This window comes from Cellulophaga sp. Hel_I_12 (assembly GCF_000799565.1).
Lineage (GTDB): Bacteria > Bacteroidota > Bacteroidia > Flavobacteriales > Flavobacteriaceae > Cellulophaga.
Genome location: NZ_JUHB01000001.1, coordinates 277570 through 300549, shown reverse-complemented (window position 1 = coordinate 300549; position 22980 = coordinate 277570). Strand labels below are relative to the sequence as shown.

The following is a 22980-nucleotide window of genomic DNA, read 5'->3' as shown; positions in this document are numbered from 1 at the left end:
AAATTCAAGGTCAAAGATATTGTTTTATCCTAAAATAGCCTTAGGATGAGCCTAAAACTTGCTTTAAAGTACCTACTTGATTCGACCAAAGCATTTTAGCTTCTTCTACTTCATCTTCTTCAGCAAAATCGGTGATAAATAAAGAAACATCAGAGGTAATTTCATCTACGATAATACGCATTTCGAAGTAACTATCATCCTCTTGCTCTTCCCACCTAAACTTAACAAATTCTTCATTCTTTCGTTTCAGTAATTTAGCTTCCTCTTCTGATTCGTCCCAGATAAAATAAAACTTTTCACCACGGGAGTTTACATTGTCTGCAAACCACTCCGAAAGTCCTGAAGGTGTGGATAAATAGTTATATAACAATTGAGGTGATGACTGTATCACAAACTCAATTTCAAATTTTACTTTTTCACTCATTAGGTATCCTTTTTCAATGGGCAATATATATATTTATAAAGGATTAAAAAATTAAAATTGATATAATATTTTTATGCTTCTTATTTTGATAGCTAAGATAAATAGCTATATATTTGCAGCCGTTAAAAAGGCGAGGTAGCTCAGTTGGTTAGAGCGTCGGATTCATAACCCGGAGGTCACGAGTTCAACTCTCGTTCTCGCTACTTGATAATCAGACAGTTACATGAATTTGTAGCTGTCTTTTTTTATTTAGGGACCACCCAGAAAAATTATACCCTTTTTCAGCTTAAAAAGAAACTATTCAGGTTAGGTTAATCTCTCATACGCCCCCATTTCCACTTAACCTTTATGTCTTCCAAAGAACCACCACAAACAGAGGATTCTCTATTTCTAGAGCTGCCATAAGATGCATCCAAAAAATGAAACTACCCAAGCTATTTATTTTAGGATTAAGAGTACATTTGATGGCTGAAGAATAGCGCTAGTTCACTTTTTTGTTCAAGCCTTGTCCTTATCTTAAGGTATAGCGAATGAAATTATTGCATCTTTAAAGAACAGAATACTTTATAAAAGAACTATTTATGGTATTCCTGATGACAAAAACTTATTGCGATTGATAAAAAAAATAAATGAAGAATCACTTCTACTTTCTAAAGACCTAGGCGTTATTTCTTAAAATAACCGCTTTTTAAATACACCAAAATGAAGTCTAGTTTCATTAATACCATAAAAGAGGGATTCATTGCTAAATTTAAAAGTGAACCCGTACTTATTTTTTCTCCCGGAAGAATCAATATTATCGGAGAGCACACCGATTATAACGACGGTTTTGTATTTCCTGCCGCTGTGGATAAAGGTATTGTGGCAGGCATACAAAAAAGCAGTGCTAAGGCCTCCACCGCCTATGCTATGGACAAAGACGAAGTCTTTGAGTTTTCTATACATGACTTAAAAACTTTAGCCAATGGCAGTTGGCAAAACTATATCATTGGCGTAGTGGCTGAAATACTAAAAAAAAATAAAAAGCTTGGAAATTTCAACTTCACATTTGGTGGAAATATCCCAAGTGGAGCAGGAATGTCGTCTTCGGCAGCCTTAGAGAATAGCCTTGTTTTTGGTTTAAATGAAGTTTTTAATTTAGCCTTTACCAAACAAGAAATGATACTGATCTCTCAGCGTGCAGAGCATAATTATGTAGGTGTAAAATGCGGTATCATGGATCAATACGCGAGCATGTTCGGCATTGAAAATAATGCACTTCTTTTAGATTGTAGAAGCTTAGAAGCCAAAGCTTTTAAAATTGATTTTAAAAACTACGAACTACTACTAATCAATACCAACGTAAAACATAGTTTATCGGATAGTGCTTTTAATGATAGGCGATTGGTTTGTGAAAATGTTGCTAACCTATTACATATCAAAGCTTTGCGTGATGCTACAACATCTGATTTAAAGACTATAAAGCATAAAATTAGTCTTGAGGATTATCAAAAAGCATTGTTTGTAATTCAAGAGAACAATCGTGTTCTGCTTGCTTCAAAAGCTATAGCTGCAGGAGAATTAGGTACTCTTGGAGCCTTGATCTATGCCTCACATGAGGGCTTAAAACATCAATACAAAGTTAGTTGTGATGAATTAGATTTTTTAGTAGATCAAGCAAAACTAAACCCTCATATATTGGGTGCACGGATGATGGGCGGCGGCTTTGGGGGTTGCACCATTAACCTCATCGAAAGATCGGCTAGTAAAGTTTTTAAAACAAAAATTGCCAAACTATATCAGCACAAATTCCATACACCTTGTTCCATATATGCGGTAACACTCTCTAATGGAACTCACGTGACCAATTAATTAAATTTCACAATAAGCATGAAATCAGATCTACAAGATTATTCTCATAAACGTTTAAATATACTCACTAATGAATGGGTTTTAGTTTCACCCCACAGAGCCAAAAGACCATGGCAAGGGCAAAACGAAGAAGTAACTAAGGAAGAGAGACCTATCCATGACCCTTCTTGTTACCTCTGTGCTGGTAATAAAAGAATACATGGAGAACAGAATCCAGAGTATGAGGATGTTTTTATATTTACCAATGATTTCGCTGCCCTACAAAAAGATTCAAAACCTTTTCGAATCCAAGATGGATTATTAACCGCACAAAGTGAAACAGGCATTTGTAAGGTGATTTGTTTTAGCCCAGATCACTCAAAAAGTCTAGCGGATATGCATACAGAAGAAATTGAAAAAGTAGTTTTAGCCTGGCAGCGTGAATATAAGAAATTAGGTGCTGAAGAATCCATAAATTATGTTCAGATTTTTGAAAACAAAGGTGCGGTAATGGGTTGCAGCAACCCACATCCTCATGGGCAAATTTGGAGTCAATTGACATTACCTAATGAAGTTGATAAAAAGGATAAACAGCAGTTCAACTATTATAGCAAGCATAAAAGCAGTTTACTGGGTGAATATCTTTCGCAAGAGCTAGAAAAGAAAGAGCGCATAATTTTTGAAAATGAAGCTTTTGTAGTGCTGGTCCCATTTTGGGCCGTTTGGCCTTTTGAAACAATGATTGTTCCTAAAAAACACCAATCGGATATTACCCAATTAAAAAACAAAGAATCGTACCTTTTTGCTGAGGCGATTTCAGTTATTACAAAAGCATACGACACATTGTTTAATACCTCATTCCCGTATTCTAGTGGAATACACCAAGCACCCACAAATAATAAAGAAAATAGTCATTGGCATTGGCATATGAGTTTTTACCCTCCGCTATTAAGAAGTGCTAGTATAAAAAAATTCATGGTGGGTTATGAAATGTTTGGTTCCCCTCAAAGAGATATCACTGCTGAAGTAGCCGCAAATAGCTTAAGGGTATTATCAAAAGCTAAATAGTAAGTAAACATAACCTAACCTCTGATTTATAAAAATCGTTCACAAAGCTCTAAGACCTAGTTTGCATAGCATTAATCAGTACTTTTTTACTGCAACTACTATCGTTACAGTTGTTAGCTATGTGATTTCCTTCAAAAACGAATGAACACATTGGTTTTTACATTTAGCCCCTAATTAGAATGGGCTCAGAAAACAGTGTAAAATTAAAAAGACCGTCGAAATAAATTTGGACGGTCTTTTTTTAAAACTAAACACTATAAGAAAATGAAAATGATAAGATTTGGGGTCTATTATTTTACATTTCAAAAATACAACGAAAGTTAAGACCCTTTTTTAATTTGTTGTGTAATGGGTATTTTATGTTGTAAAAATTAAGTTTACTTTTTGATTTGGTATTTCATCGATTTTTTTAACAAAAAAAGCCGATAAAAACTTTATCGGCTCGCTAGTTTTAACTAAAAAATCTTGTTTAAGAATTCATCGCAGAAATGATAAATTCCTTAAATTCTTTTGAAATCGGAATTAAATTATTATTGATCAAAATATCTTTTGAATTGATAGCTTCAATATGATCTACATTCACAATGTATGATTTATGTGCTCTGTAAAACTTTTTCGCTGGGAGTTTTTCTAAGTAATCCTTTAATGGAGATCGAACCAAAAACTTTTTATCAGCTGTATTTACTTCTAAATAAACATTATCCGCTTTTATAAACTGTATGTCACTAAACTGAATTCGATAATATAAATGCTGCTTTTTGACAAAAATAGAATCTTTTAAAACAGAATTTGAAACTAAACTATCCTCTTCATTTTCTGATGCCTCAGATTTAGCACTACTCCCCTGTTTTTCATTATAATTAAAGCTAGATAAGGCAATTTCTATGGAGGTATATAAATCTTGTTGCTCAAAAGGTTTTACCAAATATCCGTTAGGTTTTACAGTCTTGGCACTTTCTACCGTAGCCCTATCTGAGTTTGATGTTACAAAAATAAATGGGATGTTGTATTTATCCCTAATATGTTTGCCTAAATCTATTCCTGTCTTATCCGAGGCTAAAATAATATCAATTAAAACTAAGTCTACCTGCTTTGTTTTAAGAACTTCTTCTGCTTGTTCGTAAACAATAACATTGTCTACAATTTCATAGCCGATTTCCTCTAACATAGACTGCATGTCATCTGCGATGATTACGTTATCTTCTACTATGAGTATTTTTATGGGCTGTTCCAAATTTGGTATAGTTTATTAAGGTTGTGTTAATTCAAAGCTACAAAAAATAATTAAAACTTAAGTAAAACATAAGGGCCAGTAAAAAGGTGCTTAAAGCTAGTTTTTTTAATTCCGGATCTATGTCTTTTGGATGTACCGTTTTTCTAATTTTATTGCCGTGAGTAAAAATAAGTATAAAAACTAGTAAATGCACCACATTGACCCAAGATTTATAGTTTAAAAAAGTAAAAAATAACAAGGATAAAAAAGCGATAATTAAGAGGCTGAAATGGTATATTTTTCCTTTTTCAAATCCTATTTTTACAACAATAGTATTCTTTCCTGCTTTTTGATCAGAAATAGCATCCCTCAGATTATTTAAATTTAAAACAGCGGTACTCAAAAGACCTATAGTTATCGCAGGCAAAATAGCTTGAAAGCTTAGGTAATTCGTAAATAAGTACATCGAACCCAAAACAGCTAATAGCCCAAAAAATAAAAAAACAAAGATATCTCCTAAACCTCGATACCCATAGGCTGAATTACCGACAGTATATTTTATGGCCGCCCAAATACTAGCGATCGCCAAAAGTAAAAAAAACAATATCAGAAAAATCTGGTCTGGTCCAAAAGCTACTAAGAGCAAACAAATCGATACCACTACATTGACTAGTACCGACACCATAATTCCTGTCTTGAGCTCTTTGGCTGTTAGAATACCACTTTGTAAGGCTCTTTTGGGACCTATGCGATCATCGTTATCAGTACCTTTTACACCATCACCATAATCATTGGCAAAATTAGAAGTTACTTGAAAACCAATAGTTGTACAAATAGCTAGAGAAAATATCAACACATTCGAATAACCTTCTAAATGGGCAAGCGCCGCACCTACAATAATTCCAGAAACAGATAATGGTAAAGTACGAAGTCGAGCTGCGTTAAGCCAAGCTTTAAATTTTGTCAAAACTAATAAGGATCTTCTATTTTTAACCTTTTTCCGTTTTGGTAAGAAGCTACAAAAGCATCACTAAAGCCCATTTTAACGAGTTGATAGCGAAAAGATCTAGCTTCTTCTATGGTTTCGAAATTTCCTAAGGAATAAGAATAAAAAGGATTTGTTTTTACAAACAAGGTGTTATTTAACGCGTTTGTGGTAAGCGATAAATTATTATCAATAAATGATTTAATTTGTACAGAGTATATTTTTTCTTTATCTAAAAATTCTTTGGCTAAATAAAATTCTTTTACGGTGCTTAGCTCTTCATTTTTCATCTTTAAATTATTAAGTCTAGCTTCAATAACTTTAAGGCTATCTAAACTCATGACCAACAATTTACTGTTATCTTCTTTTAGATTACTACGTGCCCCCGCACTAAAAGAATATAAGGCAAGAACTCCTAAAAGAAACAAGCCAGTAAAACCCGCTAAAATATTTCTTTGAAGGTTACTTGATTTTAATTCTTTGTTCTTGTATTTAATTTGATCTAATAATCTTTCGTTAAGAATCTGAGCTTTATCTATATCTTTATGTAAATCAAGCAAATCACTTTCTTCAATAAACGGCATAAAATTTAGGATTACAGGGGGGATTAATATACTTTTCTTTCTAAATAAGCTATGTTAAAAACACATTATTTTTATATGTTATAAAAGTAGTTTTTTTTTTACAATATTTAAAATTAATCTAATTTATTAATCTGAAAACCAAAATATTGTAGATGAAACACCAAAATATTTGTTCGCGTATAGCTAAGCGTTCTTGTTAGGTTTTTATCTCATTAGCCTTATAGCAAGTAAATACCATCAGGTTTAATTGCTATTTTTCGATCTTTATACAGGGTTCCTATACTTTTCTTGAAAATTTTTTTACTCATTTGCAATCTTGCACTTATGGCTTCAGGGGAAGATTTATCGTGTAAATTTAAATAACCACCTTCTTTTTTAAGTATTTGGTAAATAGTATTTGCTGCTGGCTCTACACTTACATAACCCAAAGCTTGAAGACTTACATCAATTTTATGATCAGGTCTTATGTGCTTAATATATCCCTTTACCAAATCACCTACGGCTATTTTCTTAAAAACTTCGTTTTGGTAGATCAGTCCTTTATGCTGGTTATTGATAATCACATCCCAACCTAAATCATTCTGACGTGTAATGATTAAATTTACCTCATCATTAACTTCAACCGTTAAGGTTTCATTATTCAAGAATTTGTCTAACTTATTAGAAGCAACTAATCTGAATGATTTTTCATCTAAATAACAGTAAACAACATACCATTGACCTTCTTGCATTTTTACACGCTGCTCTCCAAAAGGCACTAACAAATGTTTTTCTAAACCCCAATCTAAAAAAGCACCAATATTATTTACCTCAACAACTTTTAACAATTTAAACGTGTTTCTAAAAATATAAGGCGTTAATGAAGTTACTATGGGGCGTTCATCATAATCTAAATAACAAAAAACAGTCAACTTATCCCCTATTTCGTAAATTTCTGGAACATACTTATTGGGTAGCAAAACGTCGTTACCTTCATCATCACCTAAAAAGAGACCAACACTTGTATCTCTTAGGATTTCTAATGTATTATAATTTCCTAATTCAATCATGCTACAAAAATACACTTTATCTGTAAATTTAATTCATCCTTAGCCCATAAAGAATATAGATGAATTAGTGTTTTTGAAATCATTGAGTTTGTCTATTTATGGATTTCTTTAGCAACTTTATACTTGAGGTTTATATAAAGCACTACCAACTGCGGATAAAAAAAAGTAAAATTGATGAATCGTAAATAAATTTGAAGTATTTTTAGAAGCATGAAGCTTAAAAACTATATTCTCCCTATTCTTGCTTACCTCGTATTAACTGGTTGCAAAAACCAACAACCGAACTCGTACGACCTTGTGATACAAAACGGTCAAACAATTGATTTGGAAACGGGGCAAATACAATCCCAAGATCTTTACATTAGCGCTAGTAAAATTGTAAAAATTGAACCCTCTGGTAGTACTGAAACTTTTAATTCCAAAAAAATAATAGATGCTTCTGGCACGTTTATCTTACCTGGTTTTTGGGATAACCATACACACTTTAGAGGTGGTGACAGTCTTATTTTAGAAAATAAAAAGCTATTACCCTTATTTCTTGCGAATGGCATTACCACAGTGCGCGATGCTGGTGGCGATTTAACTTCCAGTGTCATGCAATGGAAAAAAGAAATTGTTGCAGGCACATTACATGGCCCTACAATTTACACTTCGGGACCAAAAATAGATGGGCCCAATGGCACTTGGGCAGGATCCTTAGAAGTCACCACAGAGGAAGACATAGCAAAGGCCTTGGATAGTTTAGAAATTTTACAAACAGATTTTGTAAAATTATACGACAGCCGAATTTCTGGAGAAGCTTATCTTACAACCTTAAAAGAAACGGATAAAAGAGGACTTATTAGCTCAGGCCATATGCCATTTACCGTAAGTTTAAAAGAAACTGTGGATGCTGGGATAGATGGCATTGAGCATCTTTATTATGTCATGAAAGGTTGTTCTTCGGCAGAAATCGAGGTCACTCAAAGGCTTAAAAACAAGGAAATTGGCTTTTGGCAAGCCATGCCTTTACTGAGAGAAGGCTATGACGAGAGTACCGCGCAAACAACTTTTGCGCTATTAAAAGATAAAAATGTCTACGTTGTCCCCACCCTACATATTGGAAAAACCTTGAGTTATTTAGACGAAATAGATCATACAGATGATTTATATTTAAAGTATATGGGGAAAGGTCTCATAAAAACGTACCAAGGGCGAATCAACGGTGCTTTGAATGCTTCTGAAAAAACAAGGAAAGACAGAAAAGAATTAGATCAATTTTTCGGCAGCCTCACGAAGTCTTTAAATGATGCAGGAGTACAACTTTTAGCGGGTTCGGATAGCGGCGCATATAATTCCTACACTTATCCCGGTATTTCTTTGCACCATGAACTTGAAGCCATGGTACAAACGGGTATGACACCATTACAAGTGCTAAAAACTTCGGCCTATAACGGCGCGCATTTTCTAAAAAAAGAAAAGTCTTACGGTACAATTGCCATAGGAAAACATGCGGATCTAGTACTTTTAGATGCAAATCCTTTATCAGATATAAAAAATACCCAAAAAATTAATACGGTCATCCAGAACAATAAGGTGTATAACAAAACAGCCTTAGAAGCTATGCTTCAAGCACTACTAGAATAAAAACATACAAGGCAAAAAAAATGGTTTCTTCTAAGTACTGAAATGCGCTTTACTTTCATTGGTCTTGGCATTAAAAACGACCAGCCTGATTGTCCTATTAATCCTATAAGACTTTATTGTTAAAGGCATAAGGAGCATACCCTTATATAAACCAAGACTGAAATTTAAATAAATAAAAAGTAGAGCTCAAAAAAAAAGCGCAGTCTCAAGACTACGCAATTTAATGTGATGTACAAAGAAACGGTTGTATACGGAGCATTCTGTAAAATGCAAACACCAAATACCACCACGCTCTAAAGAGGGCTCCCTTGAAAGAATTATTTATTGTAAGCAGCCTCTTTTTTAAAGTGCTTGCATAACATATAATATACCACAGCTCTGTATTTATTTTTGTTCGAAGTACCGTATTTTACTAGAACGCTATCAATAGCTGGCATCATATCAGCACTTTCTTTCATGCCTAACTTTTTAATTAGATAGTTATTTTTAACGGTTTCTTTTTCTTTATCATCTCCTCCTGAAACTTTAGAAGAATCCGCATTGTAAATAGAAGGTCCAAGGCCGATAGTAACTTTTGTTAATAAATCCATGTTCGCTGCTTCTCCAAATTTGTCTTTGATGTCTGCCGCATACTTTTCGATTAGTTCGTCTCTTTTACTCATAATTGTTAGTGTTCTTTAAATGATTATTAATCTTCCTCCTAAGATATAAAATCAAAATAACTAAGCAAAATTTTATTATTAACAAGTCTTGGCGTTTTAATTTCTAGCACTTTAGCTTGTGTACTAGGCGAATAAAAATTTTGAAGCGAATTTTTTAAATCATCGATGTTCTGCACTATTTCATGGGTAAAATGGTAGGTTTTGCATACATCTCCAATATTTATGTGATGCGTAGTTTCAAAAAAACGCTCAAAGTTTTCTGTATCCTCTTGACCAGGTAATATTCTAAAAATACCACCTCCTTCATTGTTCATCACAATAATCCTAAAATCTGGCCGTATATAGTTATTCCAAAGTGCGTTGCTATCATACAAAAAGCTTAAATCCCCTGTAATCAAAAGTGTTGGTGTTTCGGCATAGATTGAAGCGCCGATAGCTGTTGAAGTGCTGCCATCGATACCACTCGTACCCCGATTACAAAAAACGCTAATAGATGGATCTATATCAAACAATTGGGCATACCTAACTGTTGAGCTATTTGCTAAATGTAGTTGGTAATTATTAGGAATTGATTCCGCTATTTTCGAGAATGCCAGCATATCTGAAAAAGGGATCTGTTCTATATACTCAGTCCTCTTCTTTTCGTAGGCTTGTTTTACGCTAGACCAAAACGCATAGTAATCACTTTCAACGACAGTAGGCGCTGTCAAAAGTGCTCCTAGAAAGGTATTCTCTGATGTTTTGAAATGCTGGGTTAGCGAAAAGAACGTATCATAAGCCTTTTTTTGATCAATATGCCAATGCTCTTTTGGTTTGTATTTGCGTAAAAAACTTTTTATTTTTTTTGATACAATTAAACCTCCGAAAGTGAGCACAATATCAGGCTGAAGTAAAGAAAAAAGCATGTCTTTTTGTGCTGATTTTTCTATAGGTGCTATTAAACTATCGATACTTGGAAAAAAATTAGGATGGTGTAGGTTTGAAGTTGTTTCGGTCAATACGATCACAGAATCATCCTGTGCAAGAAGCTCCAAGTATTTTTGATCGACTAGGCCTGGGTAATCCACACCTACTAAAACTAATTTTCGTTTGGCTGTTTTCCATAGCGAAACAAATTTAGAAATATCCTTTAATGCTTCAGGTTTTGTAGCTGAAATTGACTGTTCTGTAAGTTTGTATTTTTCTTCGGTAATAGTGTATAAAGGTTCCTCGAAGGGTACGTTAATATGCACAGGTTCACAATTGCCTACCGCTTTAGCAAAGGCTTCCTGTAAGCTTGCACTATTGTACCTTTCAATAGCTGCCTGCTGTTCTTCAAGACTTAGTGTTTCTGAAATAAATTCTTTTGCTTGACTTTTGATTGTTGCTGTAGCGTGAGTCACATCTAGTTTTAAGTTTGCAGAGTACCCAATATGTCGCTCAAAAACGTGGTCTTGCCGGATGGTTTGTCCGTCACCAATATCAATCTTATAAGGTGGTCTATCGGCAGAAATAACCACAAGTGGTATATCACTATAAAAAGCTTCTGAAACTGCAGGATAGTAGTTGAGTAAGGCACTACCAGAAGTACATAAAACCGCCACTGGTTTGCGTTGCTGTTGCGCTATACCTAATGCAAAAAAAGCAGCAGCCCGCTCATCAACAATACTGTAGCAATTAAAATAGGCATCTTCTGTAAATGAAATGGTTAGCGGAGCATTTCTAGAACCAGGAGAAATAATAATATCTTTTATACCGTACTTTTTACAATAATGCGCTACAATTTGAGCTGAGGGTATCGTAGAATATTTCACGTAATTTTCTTTTTTATCTAACTAAAATTATTAAAAACTTGCAGCATGGTTTCACTTTTTGCCTTTGTTTCTTCCCATTCCTTTTCTGGGATTGATGCGGCAGTTATTCCACCACCTATATAAATTGATGCTGTTTGATTTTTAATCTTCATACAGCGCAAATTTACATACAAAGAGCTGGTGTTTTTGATGGTTTTATAGGCTTGATTTTCTTTGTTTCGTTTATTGGTATCCCGATAGGTAACTTTTTTAAAATTTAATTCACCTAAAAAGCCGGTATAATATTCTCGATCATAGTTTTCATAACGCGCTATAAAATTCTTTGAGGCAGCTCTTGGCATTCCACAAACAGCTGGCGTAGGGTGCAAAGCTGCTACGACCGACTGCACAGAATTATTTTTTAAATGTCCAGAAACGGAAGTTCGCAAATGCCATAAATTACCTGCTCTGACCGAAGTAGTTTCTGAAATTTCTACTTTTGAAACTTCAAGACTCAAAGCATCCGCGATATACGCTGTGACCAATTCTTGTTCCTCTAACTCTTTTTTACCCCAAACAGGATTTTCCAATCCAGTATATTGCTGAGTACCTGCGAGCGACATGGTTTTAAGCTGTTTGTTCGATGTTTTTAATAATAATTCTGGCGTGGCACCTAGCCAGAGTCCAACTTTAGGATGGTAAAACAAATAGCAAAAAGCCTTGCTATAACGTTTTAATAAATTGATAAACAATGCAAATACAGATGTATCAAATGCGATATCTAAACGCCTAGAAAGCACTACTTTTTTAAATTCATTCTCTTCAATCGCCCTGATTCCCTTTTTTATGAGTTTAATATGAAATTCTTTATGGTCATCATTTAAAGAATTTTCATTTGACCTACCCGTGTCCGTATAACCCATAGCCTCAAAAACCGCTTCTACAGTTTCATCCACCTGAAGTAAAATAATGTTAGCCTCAGAATTGAACGGGGCAAAAACAAAACCCTTTTCGGTGTAATCCTGCACATAATGCAACACATCATTAGTTTGAAATATTCCTTTGACCGTTTGTGCTTTTGGTTTGCGGTAAAGCACAAAAGGTTTTGCACTCGCATAGTGTTTTTCGGCTTTTGAAATTAAATCGCTAAACATATTATTTTTTTGGTAAGGCGATAGTCGTTAATTTACAAACGGAGATTAAGTTGTCATTGGCATCGGTGATTTTTATATCCCATAGCTGCGTTGTGCGCCCTTTGTGGATAATCGTAGCTTTGGCAAAAACAAAACCTTCACGAATACTTTTGACATGATTTGCAGAAATTTCTATACCTCGAATGGTGACTTCTTGGGCATTTAGGAATATAAATGATGCGGCACTCCCTACACTTTCTGCCAAGGCTACCATGGCACCCCCGTGTAAAACACCGTCTGGCTGATACACTTTTCGACTCACAGGCATTTTACCCACTAAAAAATTTTCGCCTACATCTACATAGCTAATATCTAAAGTTTCCATGAGAGTACCCTTGCAAGTATCGTTACAAATCTTTAGAATTTTTTCTTTATAATCGTTCATGTAAATCTTTTATGTAAAATTAAGGATTTCGAAGGCAACAAAAGGCATATCATAGCCTTGAAATTAAATATTCTTCTTAAATTACAGTGTTAGAAAAAAAAATGATGCAGACATTAGAGAAAAAAGTAAGCTATACCCATACAAACACCTACGAAACTTTAAATACACTTACAGAAAACACTAAAAATATATGGCTAGTTTTTCATGGAATTGGCTATTTAGGCCGCTATTTTTTAAAGTATTTTAAAGACTTAAATGCGGAAGAAAATTATATAATTGCTCCTCAGGCACCCTCAAAATATTACCTTAACGGCAAATACGTTCATGTTGGCGCTAGTTGGTTGACCAAAGAAAACACCTCTTTAGAACTTGAAAATGTAAACAACTATTTAGACGCCGTTTATGAGGCTGAAAACCTACCTGAGCATTGTAATCTTATTTTATTCGGTTTTTCACAAGGAGTATCTATTGTTACCCGATGGTTGGCTCACAAAAAATTAGCGTGTAGGCAACTTATTTTATACGCTGGCGGCATTCCAACTGAATTAAAAGCTAGCGATTTTGCTTTTTTAGAAACGAATAAAAGCAATGTTAAAGTTATTATTGGTCATCATGATGAATATATAAATGAAGAGCGCATGAAGGTGGAAATGCAAAAAATAAAACTCTTGTTTAAGGATAGGGCTGAAATCATGATGTTTGACGGCAAACATGAAGTGAAAAAAGAAATTATTAATTCGTTGGTTTAGAATGTAAACATAAGGTTTAGGTCCCCCTACTGGAGCATTTTAGACTACAAAACTATTCTGTAGCTGTTTCATAATAAGTGATTTTTCGAGTAATATAGGTGTTATCAGGTGTTACAATTTGCTTTACCCAGTTGCCCTTACCACCATTATCGTACTGATAAATATATTTTTTTACGACCTCTACGCTACCTTTTTTTGTTTTTAATTCGCTTAGCATGCCTAAATCATTATAGGTATACCTACTCACTTCTTTAGGAACAAAAGTGCCGAGCTTATTGTCATAAACAAATTTTTGTTCAGAAATTAAATTCCCTTTTTCATTGAAAACTTGTTCGGTAGCGGTATTTAATTTCCCTTCAAAATACTGCCTTGTGAGCACTACCTTTTGTTTTGGATTGATTTTTCGTTTCGAAGTTCGTATTGTTTTTTGAAGTTCTCCATCTACAGTATAGCTAATGGTGGTTTCTCCTAAAACTTCTTCATAACTTACTTTTGTATTCTCGATACCTTTACCATCATTTCTATAGATCTGAATAAGCTTATCATTGACATCATAAGAATATTCATATTGATCCAAAAACTCTTTGGCGTAGGATATTATTTTCTCCGTGATTTTTTTTCCGTTAGGGATACTATCCACACTATAAATATTGGCTATCGAAGTCTGCTTGTCAAAAGCACCATCACGGTAAACTTCAACGCGTTTTTCGCGTATGGCCTCATTTTCGTATTTATAATAGGTAATGTCATAATCGTTTTCATTATAACGTGTTACTAATTTTGTCAAGACGCCATTTTGATTAAAACTAAATTCCTCTTTACCATAGTCTTTAATTACGAAGCAGGTTTTTACAGGTCCAGATAAGTCAAAATCTGCCAATGTAAAAATCTTAGCTTTTTGACCGTATGAAAAATAGCTTATATGTAATACTACGAACCAGAACAAATACCTTGGCATCTTATATGATAAAAACATTAATATGTCGCAAATTTAGTCGTTATTTACTAGCCCTACAATTTTTTAAAGGGATTGTATTTTTTTTTAAAACTCATTGATCTCTACTTTTTTTTAATTACAATGCTAATATTTTATGCTCTAATTTTAGAATTTAAGAGCTGTGTAACTTTTGCTATCACTACAAAAATTATAGGGAGAGACGCTGTAAGCCAACATCCTTGATTTCGAATATAAAGCAATAAGAAGGTTGATCGTGTAAATCACTGAAAATCTCGTAATTTTACTATTTTAGAGAATACCTATGAAAAATACCATTTCGCAAAGAGTTGCCGATTTTTTAAAAAACTACCCCCCTTTTAATGGTTTAAACACGAGCGACTTGGAACGGCTATCTGAGCAAGTCAGCATTATCTATAAAGAAAAAGGGAGTGTTATTTTTACAGAAAAAGAAGAAGGACATTCTTTTTTTTATTTGGTACACAAAGGCGCAGTTTCCCTTTATAAAAAAACAACCAATGATATTGTAGACATTTGTGATGAGGGTGATATTTTTGGATTAAGACCGCTTATGGCCAATGAAAATTACGAATTAGAAGCAAAAGCACATGAAGAAAGTATTATTTATGCCATCCCCATCGCCCTGTTTAAACCTCTGGCTTTAGAAAATAAAGTTATCGGTAATTTTTTAATAGAAAGTTTCGCTTCTAACACTAGAAATCCGTATTCTAAAAGTCATCGAGGAAAATTATATAGCGAAGCTCCTATTGACCCATCAAAAGAAGCAAGCGAAATACCCTTAACTGACTTACAGTCTGTGCAGTTCTCAAAAAATATTGTGAGCTGTTCGCCTGCTACGACCATTAAACAGGTAGCAGAAATAATGACCTCAAAAAATATTGGTGCCATCCTCGTTCTTGAAGACAAACTACCCATTGGCATAATTACAGATAAGGATTTAAGGAATAAAATTGGAACAGGTATGTTCCCCATAACGGCAACAGCAGCTAAAATAATGACTTCCCCTGTCATTACCTATCCAAAATCAATGACCATCACTCAAGCCCAAATGGCCATGATGAAAAGTGGTATTAGTCATTTATGCCTAACCAAAGACGGCACAGTAAATTCAAAAGTAGTTGGCATTGTATCGAAACACGATGTTATGGTATCTTTAGGCAATAACCCTGCGGTATTGATTAAAGCTATAAAAAGAGTAAAAAAGATAAAACATTTAAAGCCTATACGACATAGTATTATGGGTTTGCTCAGTGGATATTTAGAAGGGAATATACCCATGACTATTATCTCTAAAATAATAGCGGAATTGAATGATGCATGTATGAAGCAGGTGGTTGAACTATCTTTAGAAAAAATGAGTACTCCACCTCCTGTAAAATTTGCTTGGCTAGCCTTAGGAAGTCAAGGCAGAAGCGAACAAATGTTACATACCGATCAAGATAATGCACTGATATTCGGAGATGTAGAAGAGGAAGCATTACCAAAAACAACCACTTATTTTTTAAAATTATCCAAATTAGTCACCAAAGGTCTACATGATATGGGCTACGAATATTGCCCTGCGGATATGATGGCATCGAACCCAAAATGGTGTTTAAGTTTAAAAGAATGGAAAGAAATGACTTCACATTGGATTATCAATCCTGGTATCGATGAAGTATTGCTATCCTCTATTTTCTTTGATTATAATGTAGTGTATGGGGAGCCTAAATTGGCCAATGAGTTATCAGAACATATTTTTTATAGCGTAAAAAAGTATCCTATTTTTTTCCTTCATTTAGCCAAAGGAGCCTTACAGAATCCATCCCCTACAGGCTTTTTTAGACAGTTTTTGGTAGAGCAAGACGGCGATCATAAGGATGAGTTTGATGTTAAAAGTAGAGCACTAAGACCATTAACTGACGCAGCAAGAGTACTCCTATTATCGCATCATATCAAAGCCATTAATAATACTTCAGAGCGATTCGAAAAACTAGCGGAGTTAGAACCTAATAATAAAGAAATTTACTTGGCCTGTTCATATGCCGCTAAAGCCTTATTAAAATTTAGAACAAAACAGGGCATTCAAAATAATAGTTCTGGACGTTTTATCGATTTGAATTCGTTATCTAAAGAAGAAAAAATGAAGTTAAAGCGCACGTTTAAAACCATAAAAGATATTCAAGAATTGGTAAGCCATAGGTTTCAGTTAAAATCCATGTAATGTTTAAATTTTTTAAAAAAAACACGCCTATTTTACCTGATTTTTGGACCTTGTATGCCAACACCTTCAAAACAACGATGCCTGAGGATCTAGAAAGCACAACTTTTATTGTTTTAGATACTGAAACAACAGGTTTTGATTATACCGATGATCGGATGCTTAGCATTGGTGCTGTAGCAGTATACCAACAAACTATTGCTGTTAACAAGGGTTTTGAAATTTACATTAAGCAAGAAGTTTATGGAAAAGAAGCGGCGAAAATTCATGGTATTTTAAAGCATGGCACCATTCCAAAAGTTTCTGAATTAGACGCTTTAAAAATGTTGTTGAGCTACATCGGCAACAAAACGATAATTGCACACCACGCCATTTTTGATATCCAAATGATTAATAAAGCTTTGGCCAGACATCATTTGCCAGCGCTAAAAAATAAGCATATAGACACTTCACAACTCTATAAGAAAACCTTGTTGAAGTCTAATTTAATTACGAAAAAAGAACATTACTCTTTAGATGAACTGGCGGATAAATTCAATATTTCAAAAAAAGATAGGCATACGGCTATGGGTGACGCCTACATAACAGCCATTTTATTTTTAAAAATACTCTCTAAATTAAAAGAGAAAAAAAATCTTAGGATAAAAGATCTTTTAGACTAATCTTTACACACTTTGTGCTAGCCAAAAGCAACTAGCTTAAGCCCGTCCTTAGGAGCAAATAAACCTATTTTATCGATGAAGTGTATAAAAAATCGGTTTAAATACACATATATCATTTAATTTTATTATTTTCATCCCCGATAATTTGAAATTAATGATGACCAAACCACAAAAAATCAAAAGCTTATTATATTTTATTTGTCTTGTCGTGTCGGTATTAATTTATATGGCCACAACGACGAATGAAAACGAGAATTCCATAGAAAAAAACACGATATCCTCAGAAAGCAATATCCAACAAGGAGGCTTGTCGAATACCACGAGCACAGCCTACTAAATAATCATCTAACATTATTTTTTAAATAAGCTAAAACATTAGTTTCAATCCTATTTTGAATATTGGTTAGCTCGGCTTTTTTAAAATTTTCTCCTACAATTTTTTCATACAGCTCAATATACCTTTCAGAAACGGTTTCAATATATTCATCGGTCATTTCTGGTACTTTTTGTCCTTTTAAGCCCTGAAAATCATTCGCTATGAGCCACTGCCGAACAAACTCCTTAGACAATTGTTTTTGTGGGGCTCCATTTTTTTGACGCTCTTCATACCCATCAGCATAAAAATAGCGCGAAGAATCTGGCGTATGAATTTCATCAATCAATACAATTCTGCCGTCTTTTGTTTTTCCAAACTCGTACTTGGTATCTACCAAAATTAAACCTCTTTTAGCAGCAATTTCAATACCTCTTTTAAATAAAGCTCTTGTATATTTTTCTAGAATTAAGTAGTCTTTTTCAGCAACAATATTTCTTTTAAGAATATCTTCTCTTGAAATATCTTCATCATGATCCCCCATTTCGGCCTTGGTAGCAGGAGTAATAATTGGTGCTGGAAATTTATCATTTTCTTTCATCCCGTTGGGCATAGCAACGCCACACAACACTCTTTTTCCCAAGGTATATTCACGTGCTGCATGACCTGACATATAGCCTCGAATCACCATTTCTACTTTAAAAGGTTCGCAGGCATGACCAATAGCTACATTTGGATCAGGACTTGCCAATAACCAGTTCGGAACAATATCGGATGTATCTGCCATCATTTTTGTTGCAATCTGATTTAAAATTTGTCCTTTATAAGGGATTCCTTTGGGCATGACCACATCAAACGCAGAAAGCCTGTCAGTGGCAATCATCACCATTAAATCATTCTCTAGCCGATATACTTCACGAACTTTACCTTTATACACATCTACTTGTCCTGGAAAATTAAAATTTGTTGCTATAATGGTATTTTTCATTTTAATGGGTGTTGGGTTCTGGGTTTTGGGTTCTGGGTGTTGGGTTTTGGGTTTTGGGTTTTGGGTTCTGGGTTTTGGGTTTTGGGTTTTGGGTTTTGGGTAAAAAGTTGTTTTTGGTTTTAAGTTGAAAATAAAAGTATTACATTCTTAGATGAATACATTTTTACATTAAAAATAATCTTCAAATCAACACATCTTCAAATTTTCAAATTAAAAACATGGGTACATTATTGCCTTGTTACATTTTTAATTAAAACTAGCCTTGATGCTCTATTCCTTTATAAGCCTCAATTACCTTTTTTACTAACTTGTGCCGGATGACATCTTTATCATCTAAATAAATAATACCGATACCCTCAATACTTTGTAATACCAACAGCGCCTCTTTTAAACCAGAAACTGTTCTCCGGGGTAAATCTATTTGCCCGGGATCACCTGTGATTAAAAACTGAGCATTTTTTCCCATTCTGGTTAAGAACATTTTCATTTGGGCGTGGGTGGTATTTTGACCTTCATCTAAAATCACAAAGGCATGATCCAAAGTTCTTCCTCTCATAAAAGCTAAGGGAGCAATTTGGATGGTACCATTTTCTATATAAAGTGCTAATTTCTCAGGTGAAATCATGTCTCGTAGGGCATCGTAAAGGGGCTGCATATAAGGATCTAACTTTTCTTTTAAGTCGCCCGGTAAAAAACCTAGATTTTCTCCAGCTTCTACGGCTGGTCGTGTCAAAATAATACGTTTTACCCTTTTTTCTTTTAAGGCCTGCACGGCTAAAGCTACGCCGGTATAGGTTTTTCCGGTACCCGCAGGACCAATAGCAAAAACCATATCGTTCTTTCGAACAGAGTCTACTAATTTACGCTGATTTACTGTTTGTGCCTTGATTAATCGACCTCCCATGCCATGCACTAATACCTCTCCACTACTCTCAGAAGATGATAAATCGTCTTTTTCACTACTCAAAAGCAAGCGCTCAATACTATTTTCGTCGAGTTTATTGTATTTTTGGTAGTGTGTGGTGAGCATTTTAAACTTTTTGTCGAACTCATCCAAAAGGCCGTCATCCCCATAAACTCTAATTTTACTTCCACGAGCAACAATTTTAAGTTTAGGAAAGTATTTTTTAATCAAATCTATATGCTCATTCTGCTGTCCAAAAAAATCTCTTGGACTAATTTCCGTTAGTTCTATTACAAGTTCGTTCAAAGAATATCAAGTTTAATTAGTATCGTATAAATATAATTTTAGTTGCTTTATTTTTTATGTAATTTTGTTCAACAAATTTAACTAAAAATAGCTTTATCTAGCTGCTGTTTTTGTTTTTTTATAGATAAACCACTAGCATTCCTCTTTCATGGCAATTATTACATTAACTACAGATTTTGGGTATAAAGATCATTTTGTAGGCGCTATAAAGGGTGCTATTTACTCAGAATTGCCCGATGCTAAAATTGTCGACATCTCCAATGAAATAAGTCCGTTTAATATTCCTGAATGTGCCTATATTATTAAAAACTCGTACAAAAACTTTCCCAAAGGGAGTATCCATATCATCGGCGTTGATGCAGAACCTACCCCTGAAAATGAGCATCTAATTTTGTTTTTAGACGATCATTATTTTATTACTGCAAATAACGGTGCAACCTCATTGATCACCTCTGAAATGAAGGCTGACAAGGTGTATAAAATTAACATTCCTATGCCTATAGAATGCTCTTTTCCTGTTCTAGACGTGTTTGTTAAGGCGGCTTGTCATTTAGCTCGGGGTGGTACACTAGATGTTGTTGGTAAACCTTTTGATGCGCTAAAAGATATTCGAGAATTTGCACCACGTATTGTTGAAGAAGGCAACGGAATTGTCGGAAGTGTCATTTACATCGACAATTTTGGAAATGTAATTACAAATATTCCACGTCATATTTTTGAGGCTTATAGAAAAGGACGCGATTTTGTATTGCATGTGCGGAATAAAAAAATTACAAAAATTCATCACAGGTATAGTGACATTATAAATTTTGACATTGATAAAGATAAACGAAACGGCCCAGGAGATTTGTTAGCTTTATTTAATTCGTCGGATTATATCGAATTGGCTATTTATAAGAGTGATTTAAATACCGTTGGAGGAGCCGCCACCTTAATTGGTTTGGACTATCGGGATACCATTACCGTCGATTTTGGAATTAAAAATTAAAAAAATGAAGTTGGAATTTAAAATTCTTTAGGTTTTATGCACCTGGCTTTTCATTTTTACCCTTCTCTTAGGAGGTTTTGAATGTGTTTTGATAATTTGTCTTCCGAATATGACATTTATTTCTTTTTACGCTAACTCTTATGCACTTTTTACTTAAAATTAAAAACTACATCTAATCAGGACACTTGCCATTGTGCTTGCTCTCTATTTCCAGATAGACTCATTTTTTCAAAAGTGAGGCTAGCGTTTATTTATAAACAACTCAAAAAATGACTGCTTAAAAAATGAAAATCATATTACAGCTTTTATGGCGTAAGAGATTGTTTTTAATGGTGTTCCCAGAGATTAATGGCTGTATTTTAGTACTTTTTCCTGAACTCTTCTGCGTTTTTCACTGTTAATAAGTTTGTTTCATTAAAAACAACATTTAAAATATCTTTGTGCTCAGGGTTTACAGTGAGTGTTTAGGGTTATTTTTACATAATATTACCTTAATTTTATTGTATTTTTGAGCAGCATAATTTAAGAGAAAATAAAACATATAAAGAATGAAATTTATAGTATCTAGTACCTATTTACTAAAACAACTACAAGTTTTAGGTGGTGTTATTAATAATAGTAACACCTTACCTATCCTAGATAATTTTCTGTTTGATTTAAAAGAAAATCAACTTATAGTATCAGCATCAGATTTAGAAACAACGATGAGTAGCGTTTTGACAGTTGATTCTGATAGCGAAGGCTTAATAGCCGTACCTGCAAAGCTATTGTTAGAAATCCTTAAAACATTTCCAGAGCAGCCCTTAACGTTTGTGATGGAAGACAATAATACCATCGAAATTAGCTCTAACCACGGGAAGTACGCCTTGGCTTATGCTGATGGTGCAGAATTTCCAAAAACAGTAGAGCTTTCTAATCCTAGTGCTACAACGATAATTGGAGATATTCTAGCAACGGCTATCAATAAAACAATTTTTGCTGCGGGTAATGATGATTTAAGACCCGTGATGAGTGGTATCTTTTTTCAGTTTTCTCCAGAAAACCTAACTTTCGTTGCAACCGATGCGCATAAATTGGTAAAATACCAAAGAACTGATATTACAGCGTCTGAAGTGGCAGAATTTATAATGCCTAAAAAGCCTTTAAACTTACTAAAAGGCATCTTAGCTGGGAGTGAATCTGACGTAACGATAGAATATAATGAAAGTAATGCAAAATTTAGTTTTGAAAATACAGAACTAATTTGTCGTTTAATTGATGGAAAATATCCCAATTATGAGGCGGTTATTCCTAAAGAGAATCCGAATGTACTTTCTATTTCTAGAAATCAGTTTTTGAGTTCTGTTCGCCGAGTTTCTATCTTTTCGAATAAAACAACACATCAAATACGTTTAAAAATAGCTGGAGCTGAATTAAATATATCCGCTGAAGATTTAGATTACAGCAATAAGGCAGAAGAGCGCTTAACCTGTTCGTACCAGGGTGATGATATGCAAATAGGATTTAACTCAAGGTTCTTAACAGAAATGTTGGCCAACCTAAACTGTGACGATGTTTCTTTAGAAATGAGTTTGCCTAACAGAGCAGGTATTTTAACCCCTGTGGATGGTTTAGACGAAGGCGAACTAGTCACTATGTTAGTGATGCCTGTTATGCTTAATAATTAAAACAACCCACCTAATAAACATTTAAAAGCCCCAATTCCGAATTCGAAATTGGGGCTTTTCAATGTTAGCTTGTAAACAATAATCTTACAAGAATTTTATACTCATGGGATAGTAGGGCTGCTCATCATTGCTCACTCGAACAGCATTTACTATTGGAAATATAAAGGTTAAAAACCCTAAAACTACAAATCCAAGTAAGCCTAAACCAAATAACAATATCAAGGGAATACACAGGATAAAGTAGATGAACATGCTTATTCTAAAATTCAAAATAGCTTTTCCATTTTTATCCATATTTAAAACGGTATCCCTTTGGGTAAGCCATAGAATTAAGGGAACTATAAAACCGCCAATACCAGTAACAAAATCTAATAATTGACTTAAATGGGTGAGTACTAATAACTGTTTGTTTTCTCTTTGCATGATGTTATCTTTT

The 22980-nt window shown here is 34.1% G+C and carries 22 protein-coding genes and 1 tRNA gene; 10 read left to right on the top strand and 13 right to left on the bottom strand.

Annotated elements, in window-relative coordinates:
• Window positions 1-40: 40 nt before the first annotated feature.
• A complete protein-coding gene (locus tag GQ45_RS01485; RefSeq protein WP_047419902.1) occupies window positions 41-424 on the bottom strand; it encodes an START-like domain-containing protein in 384 nt (127 codons plus the stop codon).
• 129 nt (window positions 425-553) lie between these two features.
• Between GQ45_RS01485 and GQ45_RS01480 the strand changes: the two genes are divergently transcribed.
• The 3 genes from GQ45_RS01480 to GQ45_RS01470 all read left to right on the top strand — a co-directional run bounded on the left by GQ45_RS01480 (window position 554) and on the right by GQ45_RS01470 (window position 3322).
• Window positions 554-627 (top strand) — tRNA-Met (locus tag GQ45_RS01480).
• A 499-nt stretch (window positions 628-1126) separates the two neighbouring features.
• On the top strand, window positions 1127-2275 hold the full coding sequence (gene galK, locus GQ45_RS01475) for a galactokinase (protein WP_047414509.1): 1149 nt from the start codon (window positions 1127-1129) through the stop codon (window positions 2273-2275).
• 18 nt (window positions 2276-2293) lie between these two features.
• The gene (locus tag GQ45_RS01470) at window positions 2294-3322 is read left to right on the top strand and encodes a UDP-glucose--hexose-1-phosphate uridylyltransferase (protein WP_047414507.1); all 1029 of its coding nucleotides are present in this window, start codon (window positions 2294-2296) and stop codon (window positions 3320-3322) included.
• Between the two features lie 469 nt (window positions 3323-3791).
• On the opposite strand, the gene GQ45_RS01465 is transcribed toward GQ45_RS01470, so the two are convergent.
• The 4 genes from GQ45_RS01465 to GQ45_RS01450 form a co-directional block, all read right to left on the bottom strand.
• Window positions 3792-4556: a LytTR family DNA-binding domain-containing protein gene (locus GQ45_RS01465; RefSeq protein WP_047414506.1), complete on the bottom strand. Its 765-nt coding sequence runs from the start codon at window positions 4554-4556 to the stop codon at window positions 3792-3794.
• 37 nt (window positions 4557-4593) lie between these two features.
• On the bottom strand, window positions 4594-5502 hold the full coding sequence (gene menA / locus GQ45_RS01460; protein WP_047414504.1) for a 1,4-dihydroxy-2-naphthoate octaprenyltransferase: 909 nt from the start codon (window positions 5500-5502) through the stop codon (window positions 4594-4596).
• A 2-nt stretch (window positions 5503-5504) separates the two neighbouring features.
• On the bottom strand, window positions 5505-6104 hold the full coding sequence (locus tag GQ45_RS01455) for an SPOR domain-containing protein (protein WP_047414502.1): 600 nt from the start codon (window positions 6102-6104) through the stop codon (window positions 5505-5507).
• A 218-nt stretch (window positions 6105-6322) separates the two neighbouring features.
• Window positions 6323-7153, bottom strand: a complete 831-nt coding sequence (locus GQ45_RS01450) for a S1 RNA-binding domain-containing protein (protein ID WP_047414500.1) — start codon at window positions 7151-7153, stop codon at window positions 6323-6325.
• A 210-nt stretch (window positions 7154-7363) separates the two neighbouring features.
• On the opposite strand from GQ45_RS01450, the gene GQ45_RS01445 reads away from it, so the two are divergent.
• Window positions 7364-8779 (top strand): amidohydrolase family protein, encoded by a 1416-nt coding sequence (locus GQ45_RS01445; RefSeq protein WP_047414498.1) that lies wholly within the window; start codon window positions 7364-7366, stop codon window positions 8777-8779.
• A gap of 317 nt (window positions 8780-9096) precedes the next feature.
• Here the strand turns inward: GQ45_RS01445 and GQ45_RS01440 are convergent, their stop codons facing one another.
• From GQ45_RS01440 to GQ45_RS01425, 4 genes are read right to left on the bottom strand one after another with little or no spacing between them, the layout of a single operon-like run.
• A complete protein-coding gene (locus GQ45_RS01440; protein WP_047414497.1) occupies window positions 9097-9441 on the bottom strand; it encodes a DUF2853 family protein in 345 nt (114 codons plus the stop codon).
• Window positions 9442-9479: 38 nt separating this feature from the next.
• Window positions 9480-11234: a 2-succinyl-5-enolpyruvyl-6-hydroxy-3-cyclohexene-1-carboxylate synthase gene (menD, locus tag GQ45_RS01435; RefSeq protein WP_047414495.1), complete on the bottom strand. Its 1755-nt coding sequence runs from the start codon at window positions 11232-11234 to the stop codon at window positions 9480-9482.
• A 17-nt stretch (window positions 11235-11251) separates the two neighbouring features.
• Complete coding sequence (locus GQ45_RS01430; RefSeq protein WP_047414493.1) at window positions 11252-12367, bottom strand: chorismate-binding protein; 1116 nt, start codon at window positions 12365-12367, stop codon at window positions 11252-11254.
• Between the two features lies 1 nt (window position 12368).
• A complete protein-coding gene (locus tag GQ45_RS01425) occupies window positions 12369-12791 on the bottom strand; it encodes a PaaI family thioesterase (RefSeq protein WP_047414491.1) in 423 nt (140 codons plus the stop codon).
• A gap of 104 nt (window positions 12792-12895) precedes the next feature.
• Here GQ45_RS01425 and GQ45_RS01420 point away from each other — a divergent pair, with 104 nt between their 5' ends.
• Window positions 12896-13540 (top strand): alpha/beta hydrolase, encoded by a 645-nt coding sequence (locus GQ45_RS01420; RefSeq protein WP_047419901.1) that lies wholly within the window; start codon window positions 12896-12898, stop codon window positions 13538-13540.
• A gap of 52 nt (window positions 13541-13592) precedes the next feature.
• On the opposite strand, the gene GQ45_RS01415 is transcribed toward GQ45_RS01420, so the two are convergent.
• Window positions 13593-14420, bottom strand: coding sequence for a hypothetical protein (locus GQ45_RS01415; RefSeq protein ID WP_156125323.1), 828 nt, complete (start codon window positions 14418-14420; stop codon window positions 13593-13595).
• 379 nt (window positions 14421-14799) lie between these two features.
• Between GQ45_RS01415 and GQ45_RS01410 the strand changes: the two genes are divergently transcribed.
• The 3 genes from GQ45_RS01410 (at window position 14800) to GQ45_RS01400 (ending at window position 17715) form a co-directional block, all read left to right on the top strand.
• On the top strand, window positions 14800-16719 hold the full coding sequence (locus GQ45_RS01410) for a DUF294 nucleotidyltransferase-like domain-containing protein (protein ID WP_047414489.1): 1920 nt from the start codon (window positions 14800-14802) through the stop codon (window positions 16717-16719).
• Window positions 16719-17378 carry a PolC-type DNA polymerase III gene (locus tag GQ45_RS01405; RefSeq protein ID WP_047414487.1) on the top strand — a complete coding sequence of 220 codons (660 nt, stop codon included), beginning with the start codon at window positions 16719-16721 and terminating at the stop codon, window positions 17376-17378. Before GQ45_RS01410 ends, GQ45_RS01405 begins: the two co-directional genes overlap by 1 nt.
• 154 nt (window positions 17379-17532) lie before the next feature.
• Complete coding sequence (locus GQ45_RS01400; RefSeq protein WP_156125321.1) at window positions 17533-17715, top strand: hypothetical protein; 183 nt, start codon at window positions 17533-17535, stop codon at window positions 17713-17715.
• Between the two features lie 4 nt (window positions 17716-17719).
• Here GQ45_RS01400 and GQ45_RS01395 read toward each other — a convergent pair whose 3' ends face one another.
• On the bottom strand, window positions 17720-18679 hold the full coding sequence (locus GQ45_RS01395) for a phosphoribosylaminoimidazolesuccinocarboxamide synthase (protein WP_047414483.1): 960 nt from the start codon (window positions 18677-18679) through the stop codon (window positions 17720-17722).
• A 256-nt stretch (window positions 18680-18935) separates the two neighbouring features.
• Window positions 18936-19889: a PhoH family protein gene (locus GQ45_RS01390; RefSeq protein ID WP_047414481.1), complete on the bottom strand. Its 954-nt coding sequence runs from the start codon at window positions 19887-19889 to the stop codon at window positions 18936-18938.
• Between the two features lie 148 nt (window positions 19890-20037).
• Here GQ45_RS01390 and GQ45_RS01385 point away from each other — a divergent pair, with 148 nt between their 5' ends.
• Together GQ45_RS01385 and dnaN are read left to right on the top strand one after the other, a co-directional pair.
• Window positions 20038-20877, top strand: coding sequence for an S-adenosyl-l-methionine hydroxide adenosyltransferase family protein (locus tag GQ45_RS01385; protein ID WP_047414480.1), 840 nt, complete (start codon window positions 20038-20040; stop codon window positions 20875-20877).
• A gap of 548 nt (window positions 20878-21425) precedes the next feature.
• On the top strand, window positions 21426-22544 hold the full coding sequence (gene dnaN, locus GQ45_RS01380; protein ID WP_047414477.1) for a DNA polymerase III subunit beta: 1119 nt from the start codon (window positions 21426-21428) through the stop codon (window positions 22542-22544).
• Between the two features lie 84 nt (window positions 22545-22628).
• On the opposite strand, the gene GQ45_RS01375 is transcribed toward dnaN, so the two are convergent.
• A complete protein-coding gene (locus GQ45_RS01375; protein WP_047414476.1) occupies window positions 22629-22967 on the bottom strand; it encodes a DUF4870 domain-containing protein in 339 nt (112 codons plus the stop codon).
• Between the last annotated feature and the right edge of the window lie 13 nt (window positions 22968-22980).

Coding starts and splice junctions, on each gene's coding strand:
- GQ45_RS01485 (WP_047419902.1), bottom strand. CDS start 424: ATGAGTGAAAAAGTAAAATTTGAAATTGAGTTTGTGATACAGTCATCA.
- galK (WP_047414509.1), top strand. CDS start 1,127: ATGAAGTCTAGTTTCATTAATACCATAAAAGAGGGATTCATTGCTAAA.
- GQ45_RS01470 (WP_047414507.1), top strand. CDS start 2,294: ATGAAATCAGATCTACAAGATTATTCTCATAAACGTTTAAATATACTC.
- GQ45_RS01455 (WP_047414502.1), bottom strand. CDS start 6,104: ATGCCGTTTATTGAAGAAAGTGATTTGCTTGATTTACATAAAGATATA.
- GQ45_RS01450 (WP_047414500.1), bottom strand. CDS start 7,153: ATGATTGAATTAGGAAATTATAATACATTAGAAATCCTAAGAGATACA.
- GQ45_RS01445 (WP_047414498.1), top strand. CDS start 7,364: ATGAAGCTTAAAAACTATATTCTCCCTATTCTTGCTTACCTCGTATTA.
- GQ45_RS01440 (WP_047414497.1), bottom strand. CDS start 9,441: ATGAGTAAAAGAGACGAACTAATCGAAAAGTATGCGGCAGACATCAAA.
- GQ45_RS01430 (WP_047414493.1), bottom strand. CDS start 12,367: ATGTTTAGCGATTTAATTTCAAAAGCCGAAAAACACTATGCGAGTGCA.
- GQ45_RS01425 (WP_047414491.1), bottom strand. CDS start 12,791: ATGAACGATTATAAAGAAAAAATTCTAAAGATTTGTAACGATACTTGC.
- GQ45_RS01420 (WP_047419901.1), top strand. CDS start 12,896: ATGCAGACATTAGAGAAAAAAGTAAGCTATACCCATACAAACACCTAC.
- GQ45_RS01410 (WP_047414489.1), top strand. CDS start 14,800: ATGAAAAATACCATTTCGCAAAGAGTTGCCGATTTTTTAAAAAACTAC.
- GQ45_RS01405 (WP_047414487.1), top strand. CDS start 16,719: ATGTTTAAATTTTTTAAAAAAAACACGCCTATTTTACCTGATTTTTGG.
- GQ45_RS01400 (WP_156125321.1), top strand. CDS start 17,533: ATGATGACCAAACCACAAAAAATCAAAAGCTTATTATATTTTATTTGT.
- GQ45_RS01395 (WP_047414483.1), bottom strand. CDS start 18,679: ATGAAAAATACCATTATAGCAACAAATTTTAATTTTCCAGGACAAGTA.
- GQ45_RS01385 (WP_047414480.1), top strand. CDS start 20,038: ATGGCAATTATTACATTAACTACAGATTTTGGGTATAAAGATCATTTT.
- dnaN (WP_047414477.1), top strand. CDS start 21,426: ATGAAATTTATAGTATCTAGTACCTATTTACTAAAACAACTACAAGTT.
- GQ45_RS01375 (WP_047414476.1), bottom strand. CDS start 22,967: ATGCAAAGAGAAAACAAACAGTTATTAGTACTCACCCATTTAAGTCAA.